The organism is Bacillus sp. COPE52 (genome assembly GCF_003355115.1).
GTDB classification, from domain to species: Bacteria; Bacillota; Bacilli; order Bacillales; family Bacillaceae_G; genus Bacillus_A; species Bacillus_A toyonensis.
This window is the reverse complement of sequence record NZ_CP031292.1, coordinates 4,055,693-4,070,384: the sequence shown is the minus strand read 5'-3', so window position 1 is coordinate 4,070,384 and position 14,692 is coordinate 4,055,693. Positions and strand designations below refer to the sequence as shown.

General features: G+C 36.3%; 13 protein-coding genes and 2 tRNA genes. 3 read left to right on the top strand and 12 right to left on the bottom strand.

From position 1 onward, the window contains the following. Positions 1 to 1,335: a glutamyl-tRNA reductase gene (gene hemA, locus DPQ31_RS20420; RefSeq protein WP_000547854.1), complete on the bottom strand. Its 1,335-nt coding sequence runs from the start codon at positions 1,333 to 1,335 to the stop codon at positions 1 to 3. Between the two features lie 416 nt (positions 1,336 to 1,751). Between hemA and DPQ31_RS20415 the strand changes: the two genes are divergently transcribed. Next, entirely contained in the window at positions 1,752 to 2,204 is a 453-nt protein-coding gene (locus tag DPQ31_RS20415; protein WP_000568750.1) for a MarR family winged helix-turn-helix transcriptional regulator, read from the top strand. 2 nt (positions 2,205 to 2,206) lie between these two features. Further along, positions 2,207 to 2,623, top strand: a complete 417-nt coding sequence (locus DPQ31_RS20410) for an organic hydroperoxide resistance protein (protein ID WP_000359777.1) — start codon at positions 2,207 to 2,209, stop codon at positions 2,621 to 2,623. 33 nt (positions 2,624 to 2,656) lie between these two features. Here DPQ31_RS20410 and ysxC read toward each other — a convergent pair whose 3' ends face one another. From ysxC to DPQ31_RS20375, 7 genes are all read right to left on the bottom strand, one after another. After that, positions 2,657 to 3,253, bottom strand: coding sequence for a ribosome biogenesis GTP-binding protein YsxC (gene ysxC, locus DPQ31_RS20405; protein ID WP_000869123.1), 597 nt, complete (start codon positions 3,251 to 3,253; stop codon positions 2,657 to 2,659). Continuing rightward, positions 3,250 to 5,580: an endopeptidase La gene (gene lon / locus DPQ31_RS20400; protein WP_000097313.1), complete on the bottom strand. Its 2,331-nt coding sequence runs from the start codon at positions 5,578 to 5,580 to the stop codon at positions 3,250 to 3,252. Before lon ends, ysxC begins: the two co-directional genes overlap by 4 nt. Before the next feature lie 184 nt (positions 5,581 to 5,764). Continuing rightward, positions 5,765 to 7,435 carry an ATP-dependent protease LonB gene (lonB, locus tag DPQ31_RS20395; RefSeq protein WP_033663342.1) on the bottom strand — a complete coding sequence of 557 codons (1,671 nt, stop codon included), beginning with the start codon at positions 7,433 to 7,435 and terminating at the stop codon, positions 5,765 to 5,767. Positions 7,436 to 7,541: 106 nt separating this feature from the next. After that, positions 7,542 to 8,801 (bottom strand): ATP-dependent protease ATP-binding subunit ClpX, encoded by a 1,260-nt coding sequence (gene clpX / locus DPQ31_RS20390; RefSeq protein ID WP_000472286.1) that lies wholly within the window; start codon positions 8,799 to 8,801, stop codon positions 7,542 to 7,544. A 264-nt stretch (positions 8,802 to 9,065) separates the two neighbouring features. After that, positions 9,066 to 10,343 carry a trigger factor gene (gene tig / locus DPQ31_RS20385; protein ID WP_000729257.1) on the bottom strand — a complete coding sequence of 426 codons (1,278 nt, stop codon included), beginning with the start codon at positions 10,341 to 10,343 and terminating at the stop codon, positions 9,066 to 9,068. 309 nt (positions 10,344 to 10,652) lie between these two features. Then, on the bottom strand, positions 10,653 to 11,651 hold the full coding sequence (locus DPQ31_RS20380) for a hypothetical protein (RefSeq protein ID WP_208730928.1): 999 nt from the start codon (positions 11,649 to 11,651) through the stop codon (positions 10,653 to 10,655). 198 nt (positions 11,652 to 11,849) lie between these two features. After that, complete coding sequence (locus DPQ31_RS20375) at positions 11,850 to 12,098, bottom strand: hypothetical protein (protein ID WP_001983650.1); 249 nt, start codon at positions 12,096 to 12,098, stop codon at positions 11,850 to 11,852. A gap of 513 nt (positions 12,099 to 12,611) precedes the next feature. Between DPQ31_RS20375 and DPQ31_RS20370 the strand changes: the two genes are divergently transcribed. Continuing rightward, positions 12,612 to 13,226 carry a PH domain-containing protein gene (locus DPQ31_RS20370; protein WP_000473869.1) on the top strand — a complete coding sequence of 205 codons (615 nt, stop codon included), beginning with the start codon at positions 12,612 to 12,614 and terminating at the stop codon, positions 13,224 to 13,226. Between the two features lie 84 nt (positions 13,227 to 13,310). Here DPQ31_RS20370 and DPQ31_RS20365 read toward each other — a convergent pair whose 3' ends face one another. From DPQ31_RS20365 to DPQ31_RS20350, 4 genes are all read right to left on the bottom strand, one after another. Continuing rightward, positions 13,311 to 13,511: a hypothetical protein gene (locus DPQ31_RS20365; protein WP_000090056.1), complete on the bottom strand. Its 201-nt coding sequence runs from the start codon at positions 13,509 to 13,511 to the stop codon at positions 13,311 to 13,313. A gap of 412 nt (positions 13,512 to 13,923) precedes the next feature. Next, positions 13,924 to 13,997: transfer RNA gene (locus DPQ31_RS20360), tRNA-Arg, on the bottom strand. Position 13,998: 1 nt separating this feature from the next. After that, positions 13,999 to 14,072 (bottom strand) — tRNA-Gly (locus DPQ31_RS20355). 109 nt (positions 14,073 to 14,181) lie between these two features. Further along, complete coding sequence (locus tag DPQ31_RS20350; protein WP_000645514.1) at positions 14,182 to 14,685, bottom strand: metallophosphoesterase; 504 nt, start codon at positions 14,683 to 14,685, stop codon at positions 14,182 to 14,184. Positions 14,686 to 14,692 lie beyond the last annotated feature (7 nt).

Genomic DNA, 14,692 nt, shown 5'->3' with positions numbered 1-14,692 from the left:
TTATAAAGATGGAACGGATGGTGTCCACACTCTTTTATGTTCTACTTCTTCCGCACGACTCTCTACTTCTTCCGTTTCTAAATCAAAAATCTTTGCAAATAACGCTAATTTTTCGCCCGCCCCCTCTTCAGCAGCTATTTCTTTTGCTACTAAAATTGGGTCTTTTAATAATTGGTTAATAATACTTTTCGTATGCTTACTAATTACTTTTTTCTCACGATCACTAAGATTTGGTATTTTTCGTTCAAGACTTTCCATCGTTTCGCTTTGAATTACAAGTGCCTTATCACGAAGAGCTGCTATTAACGGAACAACACCAAGTGTACTTAACCACGTTTTAAATAGAACAATTTCCTCTTCAATCATAAATTGAATTTTCTCTGCTTCTTTCAAACGCTCAGCACGATTTGCTTCCACTACTCCTTGCAGATCATCAATGTCATATAAGAAAGAACCTTCTAACTCATCAATTGCTGGATCAATATCACGTGGCACTGCAATATCAACCATAAATAAAGGACGACCAGAGCGCATTTTCTCTACCTTTGTCATCATCTCTTTCGTAATGACATACTCTGATGCACCAGTGGAACTAATTAAAATGTCCGCTTCTAATAATGCACATTGTAATTCACTTAAAGATTTTGCATGTCCCATATATTTCTCAGCCATTACTTCCGCTTTTGAAAGCGTTCTATTCATAACGGTTACTTTACGAGCACCGCTTCCGTATAAATTTTGTAATGCAAGTTCTCCCATTTTACCAGCACCAAGAATAAGTACATGACAATCTGTTAACTCACCAAATATTTTCTTTCCAAGTTCAACAGCAGCATAACTAACAGACATTGCACTCTCACCAATTGTTGTTTCTGAGTGAGCACGTTTTGCTAACGTAATGACTTGCTTAAACAATTCATTAAAAATTGTACCTGTCGCTTTTACTTGTTGCGCTTCTAAAAAGCTATCTTTTATTTGACCTAAAATCTGCGTTTCTCCAACTACCATAGAATCTAAACCGCACGTTACGCGGAATAAATGATCTATTGCACCATCTTGTTCAAAAATAGTTAAATATGGTGCGACTTCTTCTATTTCAAGCTGAAACCAATCAGCTAAAAACTTCTTAATATAATACCGTCCCGTGTGTAATTGATCGACAACAGCATAAATCTCAGTGCGATTACAAGTTGATACAATGACATTTTCTAACACGCTCTTTTGACTTTGTAATGTAGTCATTGCTTGTTCTAGCTCTGCTGCCTGAAATGTGAGTTTCTCACGAAATTCTACAGGGGCTGTTCGATAATTTACACTAACAACAAGAATATGCACGCAGCATGTCCCCCTTCACCCGTTTTATCACTTTATCTACTATCATAATACAACTTTCCTCTTATGAATCTGACAATCGTGTGAACAACCGATTATTTTTTATATATTCTCCGTATGTAATAAAGGAGATTCAGTAAAACTAATAAAAAGCTCCCTACTTTATAATGATTATAAATTAATAACTCTATTTGTACGTTACCAAAAAAAGTCCTCATAATCAAGTGATGGAAACTATTCCATATAAATTATAACATCATCTTTCCTATCTTCTTTCATCATGAAGGAAAATATGTATGATTGTTCCAAAATATAGCACACACTTTCTCAATACAATGTATTTGACATTGTATTTATTTTTCGTTATATTGGTTTTACAAAATTAAATTGTGCACAATTTAAAAAGAAAGGAGTTATTCATGATAGAAGATTCTTTGCATCTAGATAACCAACTTTGTTTTTCTATTTACGCCTGTTCTAGAGAGGTTACACGTTTTTATCGACCGTATTTAGACGAAATGGGTATTACGTACCCTCAGTACATTACTTTACTTGTACTATGGGAACAAGACGGACTAACAGTAAAAGAAATTGGAGAACGTCTATTTCTAGATTCCGGCACGTTAACACCTATGCTAAAACGGATGGAATCATTAAACCTTGTAAAACGTGTTCGTTCAAAAGAAGATGAGCGAAAAGTTTGTATTGAATTAACAGAACAAGGTAAAGATTTAAAAGAAAAGGCTTGTTCATTACCGAAAACGATGGCTACAAATTTAGGAATTACAGAGCAAGAGTATCGTTCTTTATTAACCCAATTAAATAAACTAATTGAAACAATGAAAACAATAAATGATAGAAAAGGGGAATAAACATGGATAAATTATATACTGCTTCAGTAACAGCAACAGGTGGAAGAAACGGGAAAGTAGTTTCAGATGATGGCATATTAAATCTTGATGTAAAAATGCCGAAAGCATTAGGTGGTGCTGGCGGGGAAGCAACAAACCCTGAGCAACTATTTGCCGCTGGTTATGCCGCTTGTTTTGATAGTGCATTGCAACTTGTCATTCGTACAAAACGAGTGAAAGTGGAAAGTACAGAAGTAACTGCTCACGTTTCTATCGGAAAAGATACAGATGGTGGTTTCGGACTATCTGCTGTACTTGACGTACATGTCGCTGGCGTTTCTCATGCCGAAGCACAAGAACTTGTAGAAGCCGCTCACGGTGTATGTCCGTACTCTAAAGCAACACGAGGGAATATTGAAGTAACATTAAACGTACGCTAAAAATTTATACAAACAAAAAACGCGCGACATTCGTCACGCGTTTTTTGTTTTTGTCATTTTATGAATTGCCTTCCACGCTTCTTCTTTTCCAAGTCCTGTTTCAGAAGAGAATAGAACGATTTCATCGCCAATTTCAACAGCAAGCGTTTCTTTTACAACTTTTAAATGCTTTTGCCATTTCCCTTTCGGAATTTTATCGGCTTTCGTCGCAATAATAATTGTTGGAATTTCATAATGCTTTAAGAAATCATACATCATCACATCATCGTTTGTTGGTTGGTGACGTAAATCTACTACTAATACAGCTGCATCTAATTGCTCACGTGTTGTAAAGTACGTTTCAATCATCTTGCCCCATGCTGCACGTTCCGTTTTAGATACTTTCGCATATCCATAACCTGGAACGTCAACAAAATGCATCATTTCATTGATTAAGAAAAAGTTCAGCGTTTGCGTTTTTCCTGGTTTAGAAGAAATACGTACTAACTTTTTACGATTTAAAATTTTATTAATGAAGGAAGACTTCCCGACATTTGAACGACCTGCTAATGCAATTTCTGGTAAATCACTGTCTGGATATTGTTCTGGTTTAACAGCACTAATTACAATATCTGCTTTTGTTACTTTCATTGTTTCACTCCTACTAATGCGTGCTCCAATACTTCGTCTAAATGAGATGCAAGCACAAACGTAAGATTTTCTTTTACGCTTTCTGGAATATCATCTAAATCTTTCTCGTTCTCTGCTGGCAAAATAATTTTTGTTAAGCCTGCGCGATGAGCACTTAATGTTTTTTCTTTCAATCCACCAATTGGTAATACACGGCCACGAAGTGTAATTTCACCTGTCATACCAACTTCTTTACTTACAGGAATACCTGTTAGTGCAGAAATAAGTGCCGTTGCCATCGTAATACCTGCTGACGGTCCATCTTTTGGAACTGCTCCTTCTGGAACGTGAATATGAATATCATTTTTCTCATGGAAATTTGGATCAATATGAAGCTCTTCGGCACGAGAACGAATATAGCTAAACGCAGCTTGTGCTGATTCTTTCATAACATCCCCAAGTTTCCCTGTTAAAATTAATTTCCCTTTACCTGGCGCTACGGACACTTCAATTGCAAGTGTATCGCCGCCCGCTGCTGTATAAGCTAACCCGGTTGCCATTCCGACTTGGTCTGTTTTCTCTGCTTGCCCATAACGGAATATGTGTTTACCAAGTAAATCTACAATATTTTTCTCTGTCACAACAATACGTTTACGTTCCGCTGTAACGATAATTTTCGCTGCTTTACGACAAACTTTTGCAATTTGGCGCTCTAGCGTACGAACACCAGCCTCACGTGTATAATAACGAATAATTTCAAGAAGCGCTTCATCACGTACTTGTAAATTACCTTTTCGTAAGCCATGCTCTTTTAATTGTTTCGGCAATAAATGCTCTCGAGCAATGTGCACCTTTTCCAGTTCTGTATACCCAGCAATCGAAATAATTTCCATACGGTCAAGTAATGGACCCGGAATACTTGAAAGTGTATTAGCGGTTGCTACAAACATAACTTTCGATAGATCATATGGTTCTTCAATGTAATGATCACTGAAGTTATGATTTTGTTCTGGATCTAACACTTCAAGTAATGCTGCTGATGGATCGCCACGGAAATCGTTAGACATTTTATCAATCTCATCTAATAAGAAGACTGGATTAACTGTTTTCGCCTTTTTCATACCTTGAATAATGCGTCCCGGCATTGCTCCAACGTATGTACGACGGTGACCACGAATTTCAGATTCATCACGCACACCACCAAGGGATACACGGACAAAATTACGATTTAATGATGTCGCAATTGAACGAGCTAACGAAGTTTTCCCGACCCCTGGAGGGCCTACTAAACAAAGGATAGGTCCTTTTAATGAGTTCGTCAATTTTTGTACAGCTAAATATTCAAGCACTCGCTCTTTTACTTTTTCAAGACCGTAATGATCTTTGTTTAAAATCTCTTCAGAATGAACAAGATCAATCATATCCTCTGTCGCTTCTGTCCACGGAAGTGCTAATAACCAATCAATATAATTGCGAATAACACCGCTCTCCGCAGAACTTGCTGGTAGCTTTTCATAACGATCTAATTCTTTCAGTGCAGCCTTCGTTGTTTCTTCAGGCATTCCTGACTGTTCAATTTTCTCACGAAGTTCTTCAACTTCCCCGCCCTTACCTTCTTTATCGCCAAGTTCAGTTTGAATCGCCTTCATTTGCTCACGTAAGAAATATTCTTTTTGCGTGCGTTCCATTGAACGTTTCACTTTTTGTCCAATTTTCTTTTCTAAACTAAGTAACTCTTGTTCATCTTGAATAATTGAAATAAGTGTATGTAATCGTTCTTTCACAGATACAATCTCTAAAATTTCTTGTTTCTGTTTCGTTTTAATTGGCAAGTGAGAAGCAATTAAATCAGCTAGTCTTCCTGGTTCTTCTACATCAGCTACCGTTGCAAATGTTTCATTTGATACTTTTTTCGAAACTTTAATATATTGTTCGAAATGCTCCAGTAACGTACGCATAAGAGCTTTCTCTTCTAAATCATCTTCCACTTCTTCAGTTACCGTTTTAATAGAAACTTGTACTACATTTTCTTCCTCGATAAACTCTACTACTTCTGCTCTATGTAAACCTTCTACAAGGACACGAAGCGTACCGTTCGGCAATTTTAACATTTGCTTCACTTTCGCCACTGTACCTACACTATATATGTCATCTTCTTTCGGATCATCGATATTCATTTCTTTTTGCATCGCTAAAAAGATGATATTTTCATCCATTGCCGCCTGCTCTAGTGCCTGTATCGATTTATCACGTCCTACATCAAGATGCAGAACCATCGTTGGATATACGAGAACGCCTCTTAATGGTAGGAGGGGTACGATTCTTTCATTCGTATTCATACTAGACATAGCACCTCCATAATAAATTAAACTCCTGTTCAACTATTTTATATTACAATACATCTAGATGCAATTGCAGAGATTCTGAGCAATTGTAAATCCCTTGTTTTTTCTCCCTTATGAAAAGAAAAAAAGACTCCGCTTAAGCATACAAACTTAAACGAAGTCTGGCAAATTTTATTATCATTCATTCTCACATGGATTGTGCATCTGTTTCGTCTACAGTAGTATGTACATCAAGCTCTCGATGCATATTTTCCTGCATAAATGTTAGCTCAAATACTTCTTTTAACTTACGCACAGGAATGATTTCAATTCCCTTTATTGTGTACAAAAACGGTTGCATGTTTTCAGCAGGAATAATGACTTTCTTAGCTCCTGCTTTTTTCGCAGCCTTTATTTTTGCGTACACACCACCAATAGGCTTCACTTCTCCATGTATACTTATTTCACCTGTCATCGCCACTTCATTATTCACATATGTACGATGCACGGCTGAGTAAACACCCGTTGCCATAGCAATCCCTGCAGAAGGACCATCGATCGGGATACCACCTGGAAAATTAATATGTATATCGTACCCTTCTGGCAACACATCTAAAGAACGAAGTACTGTTAATACATTATCTACAGAACCTTTCGCCATACTTTTACGACGAATTGATTTCGTTTGGCTACCAATACTTTCCTCTTCTACAATACCGGTAACATTTACCGCCCCTTTATCTTTCGCCGTGATTGCTGTTACTTCTATTTCTAATAACGCTCCTGTATTCGGTCCGTATACAGCAAGTCCGTTTACAAGACCGATCCTCGGAATAGGGTAAATACGTTTTTCATATTTCGGTGCAAGCTGACTAGAATGAACAACCCACTCTATATCTTCATCTTTAATGAAAGAACGTTCTTCATTTATCGCCATACCAGCAGAGATTTGCACGAGATTGATTGCTTCTCGTCCATTCCTTGCATACATACCAATCATTTCAATACCGTTCTCACCGATTTGCATTTCCACTTTGTCGGCTGCATTCTTCGCTACTTTTTGAATTTCTTCTGTATCTAGCTCACGGAAAAATACCTCTAAGCAACGAGACCGAATAGCAGGTGGAATTTCCTCTGGTGAACGTGTTGTCGCTCCAACTAAGCGGAAATCTGCTGGTAAACCTTTTTGAAAAATATCATGTATATACGTTGGAATCATCGTATTCTCTTCACTATAGTACGCACTTTCTAAAAATACTTTTCGATCTTCTAACACCTTTAACATTTTGTTCATTTGAATCGGATGTAGTTCACCAATTTCATCAATAAACAAAATACCACCATGTGCATCTGTTACTGCGCCTTTTTTCGGTTGTGGAATACCTGCTTGCCCCATCGCACCAGCACCTTGATAAATCGGATCATGAACCGAGCCAATTAAAGGATCTGCAATACCACGTTCATCAAACCGAGCTGTCGTCGCATCAAGTTCGATAAATGTTGCATTCGTACGAAATGGAGATTTCGGATTTCGTTTCGCCTCTTCTAATACAAGACGCGCTGCTGCTGTCTTTCCGACACCCGGCGGGCCATATATGATTACATGTTGCGGATTCGGACCACAAAGAGCCGCTTTTAACGACTTAATCCCGTCTTCTTGCCCTACAATATCTAAAAAGGATGTAGGGCGCACCTTTTCCGCAAGCGGCTCTGTTAGAGAAATCTCACGCATTTTACGAAGCTGTTCTAATTCTTTTTTTGATTCTCGATCAATTGAAACTTTTTGTGTTCGCTGATTTCGAAGTAAGTGCCAAAAATATAATCCGACAATTACACCAAAAACAAGTTGAACAAGTAAAAATATATTTGTCCAGCTCATCATTTATTTCCTCCCGCAATGTTTTATCATTTAGTATTTCCGCGGAAGAACGTAGCTAAACATAAAGAAAAACAGCAATTATAAAAATTGCTGTTTCTCTTTCGCATTATGCAGATGTTTTTGTATCAAGTACAGTACCGTCTTGTAGCACCAATTTCGGTGGCTCATTATCAGCTACTGTTTCTTTCGTAAGAATACACTTCTCGATATCTTTGCGAGATGGAAGTTCAAACATTACATCAAGCATTAAGCCTTCAATAATAGAACGAAGTCCACGAGCACCTGTTTTACGTTCAATTGCTTTTTTCGCAATCTCAATCAGTGCGCCTTCTTCAAACTCTAACTCAACATCGTCAAGCTCCAACAGTTTTTGGAATTGCTTAACAAGTGCATTTTTCGGTTTCGTTAAAATATCAACAAGAGCATCTTCATCAAGTGGCTCTAGGTTCGCAATAACTGGAAGACGACCGATAAACTCTGGAATTAAACCAAATCTTAAAAGGTCCTCTGGTAATACGTGAGATAGAACATGCTTTTCATTTACATCAGCATTTTTCTTCTCTGAACCAAATCCAATTACTTTTTCACCAAGGCGACGTTTAATAATTGGCTCAATGCCATCAAACGCTCCACCACAAATGAATAGGATATTCGTTGTATCAATTTGAATGAATTCTTGATGCGGATGCTTACGACCACCTTGAGGTGGAACGCTTGCTACAGTACCTTCTAAAATTTTCAGAAGTGCCTGCTGTACACCTTCACCAGATACATCACGTGTAATTGATGGATTTTCGGACTTACGTGCCACTTTATCAATCTCATCAATATAAATAATTCCTTTTTCCGCTTTTTCTACATCATAATCAGCCGCTTGAATTAGTTTTAGTAAAATGTTTTCTACATCTTCCCCAACGTATCCAGCTTCTGTTAAAGATGTTGCGTCCGCGATTGCAAATGGAACATTTAAAATACGCGCTAATGTTTGTGCCAATAATGTTTTACCACTACCTGTTGGCCCAATAAGTGAAATATTACTCTTCGCTAATTCTACATCATCAATTTTGCTGTTAGAATTAATACGTTTGTAATGGTTATATACCGCTACCGCTAGTGCTTTTTTCGCGTTATCTTGTCCGATGACATACTCATCTAAGATTTCACGAATTTCTACCGGTTTCGGTACATCTTTGAATTCTACTTCTTCGTCCTTCGCAAGCTCCTCTTGTACAATTTCAGTACAAAGCTCGATACACTCGTCACAAATGTAAACACCTGGACCTGCAACTAACTTTCGAACTTGCGTTTGTGTTTTACCACAGAAAGAACATTTTAATTGCCCTTTTTCATCATTAAATTTAAACATATTTTCACACCCCTTACAAAGTGCTAACCTCTTGCCTTCGTATGTACACGATAAATGTATCGTATGTAAATACATATTATGTCACTACGTAGCGAGAAATACAAATAATATGACTAGTTATGTACAAATAAAAAGTTTTTAAAACTTTTGAAATATGTATATTCGACTTATAAAGGAACTTTTCCTTCTTCATCGAAAAGTTTTATAAATATATTTCTATATTTATAAAACAAGGCACGATTAAAATCGCGCCTTGTTATTTTATTATGCAGCGTTTTCTACTAAGAAGTCTACAGCTTTACGCACTTTAAGATCTTCAGATAAAGCGTCTGCGCTTCCAAGAGCTTGCTTGATAGCGTCTACTGGCATACCGTACATTTCAGCCATTTTTTCAACTTCTGCAGTTACTTCTTCTTCAGTAACTTCGATGTTTTCAGCTTCAATGATAGCTTCAAGAACAAGATTGATTCTTACACGTTTTTGTGCATCCTCTTTCATTTGCTCTTTTAATTTGTCAGCATCAGTACCTGTGAATTGGTAGTAAAGCTCAAGGTTCATACCTTGTTGGCTTAAACGTTGCTCGAATTCACGAACCATACGATCTAACTCAGTGTCGATCATAGCTTCTGGAATATCGATTTCAGCGTTAGCAGCAGCTAATTCTACTACTTCGTCACGTACTTTGTGCTCAGCTTCGTGCTTTTTGCCTTCTTCTAAGTTTGTACGAAGTTTTGTTTTTAATTCATCAAGAGTTGCAACTTCTTCGTCAGCCTCTTTAGCGAACTCGTCGTTTAACTCAGGAAGTTCTTTTGTTTTGATTTCGTGAATTGTTACTTTGAATGTTGCTGGTTTGCCAGCTAATTCAGCAGCATGGTACTCTTCTGGGAATGATACTTCAACGTCTTTAGACTCACCAGATTTAAGACCAATTACTTGCTCTTCGAAACCTGGGATGAAAGTACCAGAACCGATTGCAAGAGAATAGTTTTCGCCTTTTCCGCCTTCAAATGCTTCGCCATCAACGAAACCTTCGAAGTCGATTACAGCTGTATCACCATTTTCAATAGTTCCTTCTTCTTTAACAACTAGTTCAGCTTGACGCTCTTGTAAAGCTTTTACTTCATTCTCTACATCTTCGTCAGTTACAGTTGTTTCAACTTTTTCTACTGCTAAACCTTTGTACTCACCTAATTTAACTTCAGGTTTCACTGTAACTTTTGCAGTGAAGATAAGGTTAGCATTTTTTTCGAACTTCTCAATATCGATTTCAGGATGAGCAACTGGGAAGATACCAGCTTCATCGATTGCTTCACCGTATGCTTTTGGTAAGATGATATCTAAAGCATCTTGGTATAAAGATTCGATACCAAAGCGTTGTTCGAATAACGGACGAGGCATTTTTCCTTTACGGAAACCTGGTACGTTGATTGTTTTTACTACTTTTTTGAACGCAGCGTCGATAGAGTTGTTTACTTCTTTAGCATCAACTTCAATTGTTAAAACGCCTACGTTACCTTCTAATTTTTCCCATTTTGCAGCCATTTATTCTTTCCCTCCAACTATAATAATGTATGCACATACCTCTATAGATCAAAATATTCATTATCTCTCTTTCGAAATAATAAATGTACAAATAATCCTCTAGCAAATGCTTTCAGATATAATGTTCCAATCTACTAGTTGTCTAAAAGACAACTACGGTATATTTTGTTCGAGACTAATATGAAACATATTAAGTAAGAGAATTACACTTCTCTTCTCTTACAAACAGGCAGATTTCTGCCTTTTGCAACCCTTACATTATAACATAGAATATGCTCGTTTCAAGAACTGAACGATTCTTTTTCATAATTATACGGGCAAATATCCTTCTCTTTCAACACGCAATAACCATTGATAGGCAATATGAAACTCTTCTAATTCAATATTATATGCTGTCATAAGTTCTTCTTCATCAATAGCCAATCCGAAACGTTTTCTTCCAATTCTCTCTAAAACAGCAGCCCAAATCTCTACTTTATCCATTAATAGTGCAAATGGGAAAACGCTAATTTGTAATTCTTTCCAATATACAACCATCGCACTAAATATATCGGGATAATTTTGCTCCAATCGGCTTGATAATGTATGTATAATGTTATCGGATTGCTCCTCATTATGACCTGTAAATGCTGGAATCACTTTAACCCTATTTCCAAACTTTTCTACTTCCATCTCTTCTTCTACTTGATTTTCTATCATTTTATACAAAATAGAAGTTTTCAAATAAGGATGTTGCTTTTCGTCTATTAAAAATTTCTTTAAAACAGGTAATGCGAGATCCAAGTCTTTTAACGAAATCTGTTGAATCGCTCTCAGCTTTTGCCCAAAGTTTTCTCCAAAAATCTCCTTAGTAAATTCATCCAATTCGAAATTTGAATCAATTAGCGACGTGTCTTCTTCATTTAGCATACCTTCTGCAAATAAAGCGAGTTGCGCTAATTTTTCCTTTTGCTCAGGCATTATATCTTTCGTTCGCAAAACTTTTTCAACAGTTTCAATAACGCCTTCATAATCATTTGTTTGAACTAAAATCGTCACATACGTTTCAAGAATATCACCAAATAAGACAGCTCCTGTTTCAAGCAGCTGTTCACATTTGTCTTTCGCTTCTTCCATACGTTTTAATTCCAGCAAACAAATAACGGAAGCTAATTCCGTTTGTTCCGTTTCTGCATTATACTGACGTAATATTTCAAAGCAGCGCAATGCATCTTCGAATTCCCGCTCTTTCAGTGCTAAAAAACCTTCATCAATATAGCGTTCTGATAGTTGCGGAAACAATACGACCGTATTTTCTTTTTTATCCATACGTCCGCCTCTTTTTCTAGATTTTAATGATCTTCAAAGTAAATATATCAAATGCGTAATAAGAACACAACAATCTAAAACCTTTTGTTTGAAATATAAAAATATTCTATTTTTATATTTCAATACAGCTAAACCTTTATTAAAAAATCAAAATTATACAAATAAAAATCCTCAGCAACAGACGCAGAGGATTCATCATTAATGGAAAGCTTTTATAATTGTGGGGTATATTACAAGGGTAATAATTTGGAGAACAATAATTGCCATAACAATCATGCTAAAATAGAAGATTGGCTTACTTCGCTTCATTAAAAACATAATAATAAGCATCGTGCAAGCAAACAAACTTAAGAAAAACAAACTCGTGGTCGAACTAAGTATACCACTCGGGACAAAGAACAATAACACTACACTACAAGTACCTATAATTCCAAATAACCATTCCATTCATTCACTCATTCCCTTTCCCTCTCATGGTAGTTTTTTTACTAAGCGATTAAATGTTTTACAACATCAACTACATACGTTAATTTCTCATACGCTACAAATCCAAAAGCAACTGTTAAGCCTGTTACAACTAATCCCTTCATCATTTCTTCCTCCTCGTTTTATCGTTGTTACCTTCATTATAAAAGATTAGCAATTTCTTACCATCGAACTACCTTACAGTTACCTTACAGAATTGTAAGATTTCAAATGGGTTAGAAAAACACCTCCTATCGCTTGAGGTGCTTTCATGGAATTTCTCTATAATCACTTGCAATATTAACTTTTTCTCTTAATAATTTTTCGGAGAATCAACTCTCAAACTAATGGATTTATTAAATAATTTAGGATCGAAATAATATTCGTTATTTTTCTTAACTTACCTTCAAATATTTTCGCCTTACAAGAAAACATTTTGTTAAAATCATGTTAATATATTTTTGTATAATTAAGAATTTAAAAGGGGGATTATATATGTTTAAAAAAATGGCTGCAGATGTATTAGGACTAAGCGATGTAGGGTCTGTCATTACACCGAAAGATTACGATAAGGTTGATGCTGATGATTACGTGATGCATGAAGATGGAGAGAAAATTTATTTTCTAATTAAATCAAAATCAGATGAATATTGTTTCACAAACAAAGGATTAATCCACCTAGATGGCACAAGCGCAACAAGTAAAAAACGTACACTACGCCGCTTTAGCTATAGTAAATATCAAATTAAAAACGTAGCACTTGAAACTGCCGGAACGATTGATTTAGATGTAGAAATTAAGTTTCAAATGGGAGATGAGCATTATTCAATTGATGTTCATAAAAAACACATTGAAGAATTAAAAGATTTATATAAGGCTTTACTTAAAATAGAAGAAATTTCATACGACAACGATATTACATTGCAGTATGCACATAAAAGTCTAGATATGGCATCTAACGCTTTTAGCCGTATCTCAAATGCACAAGTAAATTTAGCAGAGCAATTTAAAGAGATGAATGAAATCGCCTTTAACTGGCTCGTTGATACGAAAAAACAATATAATGTGAAAGATTATGGTTTTGTCTTTGAGAAGTTTATTAATAACTAAACAAAAAACCTTGTTATCAAAAGATAACAAGGTTTTTTTAGCGTCCCAGGAGAGGTTCGAACTCTCGGCCCGCTCATTTCCGTACTATTTTATATATTTTGATCGCAGTCTTAATATATCTTCCTCTTCGCGAATGCCTGCCGATCCCTTCCTCACATTTTTTACGACAGTCCAATTCGGGTTAGTTTCATCACCGATGTTCTGTATTGTAAAGTTGCCGTCACCATATTTCCGTTGACCTTCTGCCAATTTCTCCGTTAAATCATTCTCTTTTGCTCTCGCCATCTTTGCGCCATCTCCCTTTTTTATACAACCTTCTTAAACTGTCCAACCAATCACACGTCCAGTCAATTGGAGATTCTCGTTTTCCGCTTCTATTAATTGTAACACACTGTCGGGGATAAGTTTCGATAACGGGTGCTCAATCGTACTAGAATGATAAAAAGTTTTATAACACTCTAAGTGAACAATTGGAATAATATAGATATGGATTTAAGTTCCATCATAAGCCTATTGATTCTTTAAATTAAACAAGAGAAATAGAGCGCATAAATGGCGCTCTTTTCTTAATGCACTTTAATCTGTTGTATATAATAATTATTATATGTTACGTTATATTTTTTACACCTCTTGCACATACATCAATTTTTAGACAAACAAAAAACCTTGTTATCAAAAGATAACAAGGTTTTTTTAGCGTCCCAGGAGAGATTCGAACTCCCGACCGTACGCTTAGAAGGCGTATGCTCTATCCGGCTGAGCTACTGGGACATGGAGCGGGTGAAGAGAATCGAACTCTCGACCAGAGCTTGGAAGGCTCTTGTTTTACCACTAAACTACACCCGCATATGTTATTTTATTTTTCTTCGTTAGCGCTGTTGCCCTATCGACAATATTTATTATATGTATATCCATACATAAAGTCAACACCTTTTTTAAAAGAGGATAATTTTTCTTATCCTCTTTTAAAAACTGCTTGTTCAACTAGTTGTCCGTCTAATGTTTCAAAGCGAACATCTATATGTTTTTCATTCATTTCTAATAAGGCAAATGTCTTTTCTACACGCTGACGTGGTAATAAAATACTTCCTGGATTGATAAATAAAACTCCATCAATAAATTCCGCACCTAATACGTGAGAATGTCCGAAGCATGCAACTTGTGCCCCCACTTCTTCTGCATAGTACGCTAACGTTTGTAAAGTCATTTTCACGTTATGACGATGTCCATGCACAACTAAGAAGCGAATGCCATCTACGTCAGTTACAATTTCATCTTGAAAGTTAGCATAATCACAATTTCCTTTTACAACATGGAAACCTTGCAGTTCTTCATGAGCAGGCGTTAACTCCGAATCACCACAATGGATCATGACATCTACTTTCCCTTCATATTTCTCTTTTAACTGCTGTAATTCCTTCACAGAGCTATGACTATCGCTTACGATTAAAGCTTTCATCAATCTC

Excerpts from the sequence above, each read along its gene's own strand:
- DPQ31_RS20415 (WP_000568750.1), top strand. The coding sequence starts at position 1,752 with ATGATAGAAGATTCTTTGCATCTAGATAACCAACTTTGTTTTTCTATT.
- DPQ31_RS20410 (WP_000359777.1), top strand. The coding sequence starts at position 2,207 with ATGGATAAATTATATACTGCTTCAGTAACAGCAACAGGTGGAAGAAAC.
- ysxC (WP_000869123.1), bottom strand. The coding sequence starts at position 3,253 with ATGAAAGTAACAAAAGCAGATATTGTAATTAGTGCTGTTAAACCAGAA.
- lon (WP_000097313.1), bottom strand. The coding sequence starts at position 5,580 with ATGTCTAGTATGAATACGAATGAAAGAATCGTACCCCTCCTACCATTA.
- lonB (WP_033663342.1), bottom strand. The coding sequence starts at position 7,435 with ATGAGCTGGACAAATATATTTTTACTTGTTCAACTTGTTTTTGGTGTA.
- clpX (WP_000472286.1), bottom strand. The coding sequence starts at position 8,801 with ATGTTTAAATTTAATGATGAAAAAGGGCAATTAAAATGTTCTTTCTGT.
- tig (WP_000729257.1), bottom strand. The coding sequence starts at position 10,343 with ATGGCTGCAAAATGGGAAAAATTAGAAGGTAACGTAGGCGTTTTAACA.
- DPQ31_RS20380 (WP_208730928.1), bottom strand. The coding sequence starts at position 11,651 with ATGGATAAAAAAGAAAATACGGTCGTATTGTTTCCGCAACTATCAGAA.
- DPQ31_RS20375 (WP_001983650.1), bottom strand. The coding sequence starts at position 12,098 with ATGGAATGGTTATTTGGAATTATAGGTACTTGTAGTGTAGTGTTATTG.
- DPQ31_RS20370 (WP_000473869.1), top strand. The coding sequence starts at position 12,612 with ATGTTTAAAAAAATGGCTGCAGATGTATTAGGACTAAGCGATGTAGGG.
- DPQ31_RS20365 (WP_000090056.1), bottom strand. The coding sequence starts at position 13,511 with ATGGCGAGAGCAAAAGAGAATGATTTAACGGAGAAATTGGCAGAAGGT.
- DPQ31_RS20350 (WP_000645514.1), bottom strand. The coding sequence starts at position 14,685 with ATGAAAGCTTTAATCGTAAGCGATAGTCATAGCTCTGTGAAGGAATTA.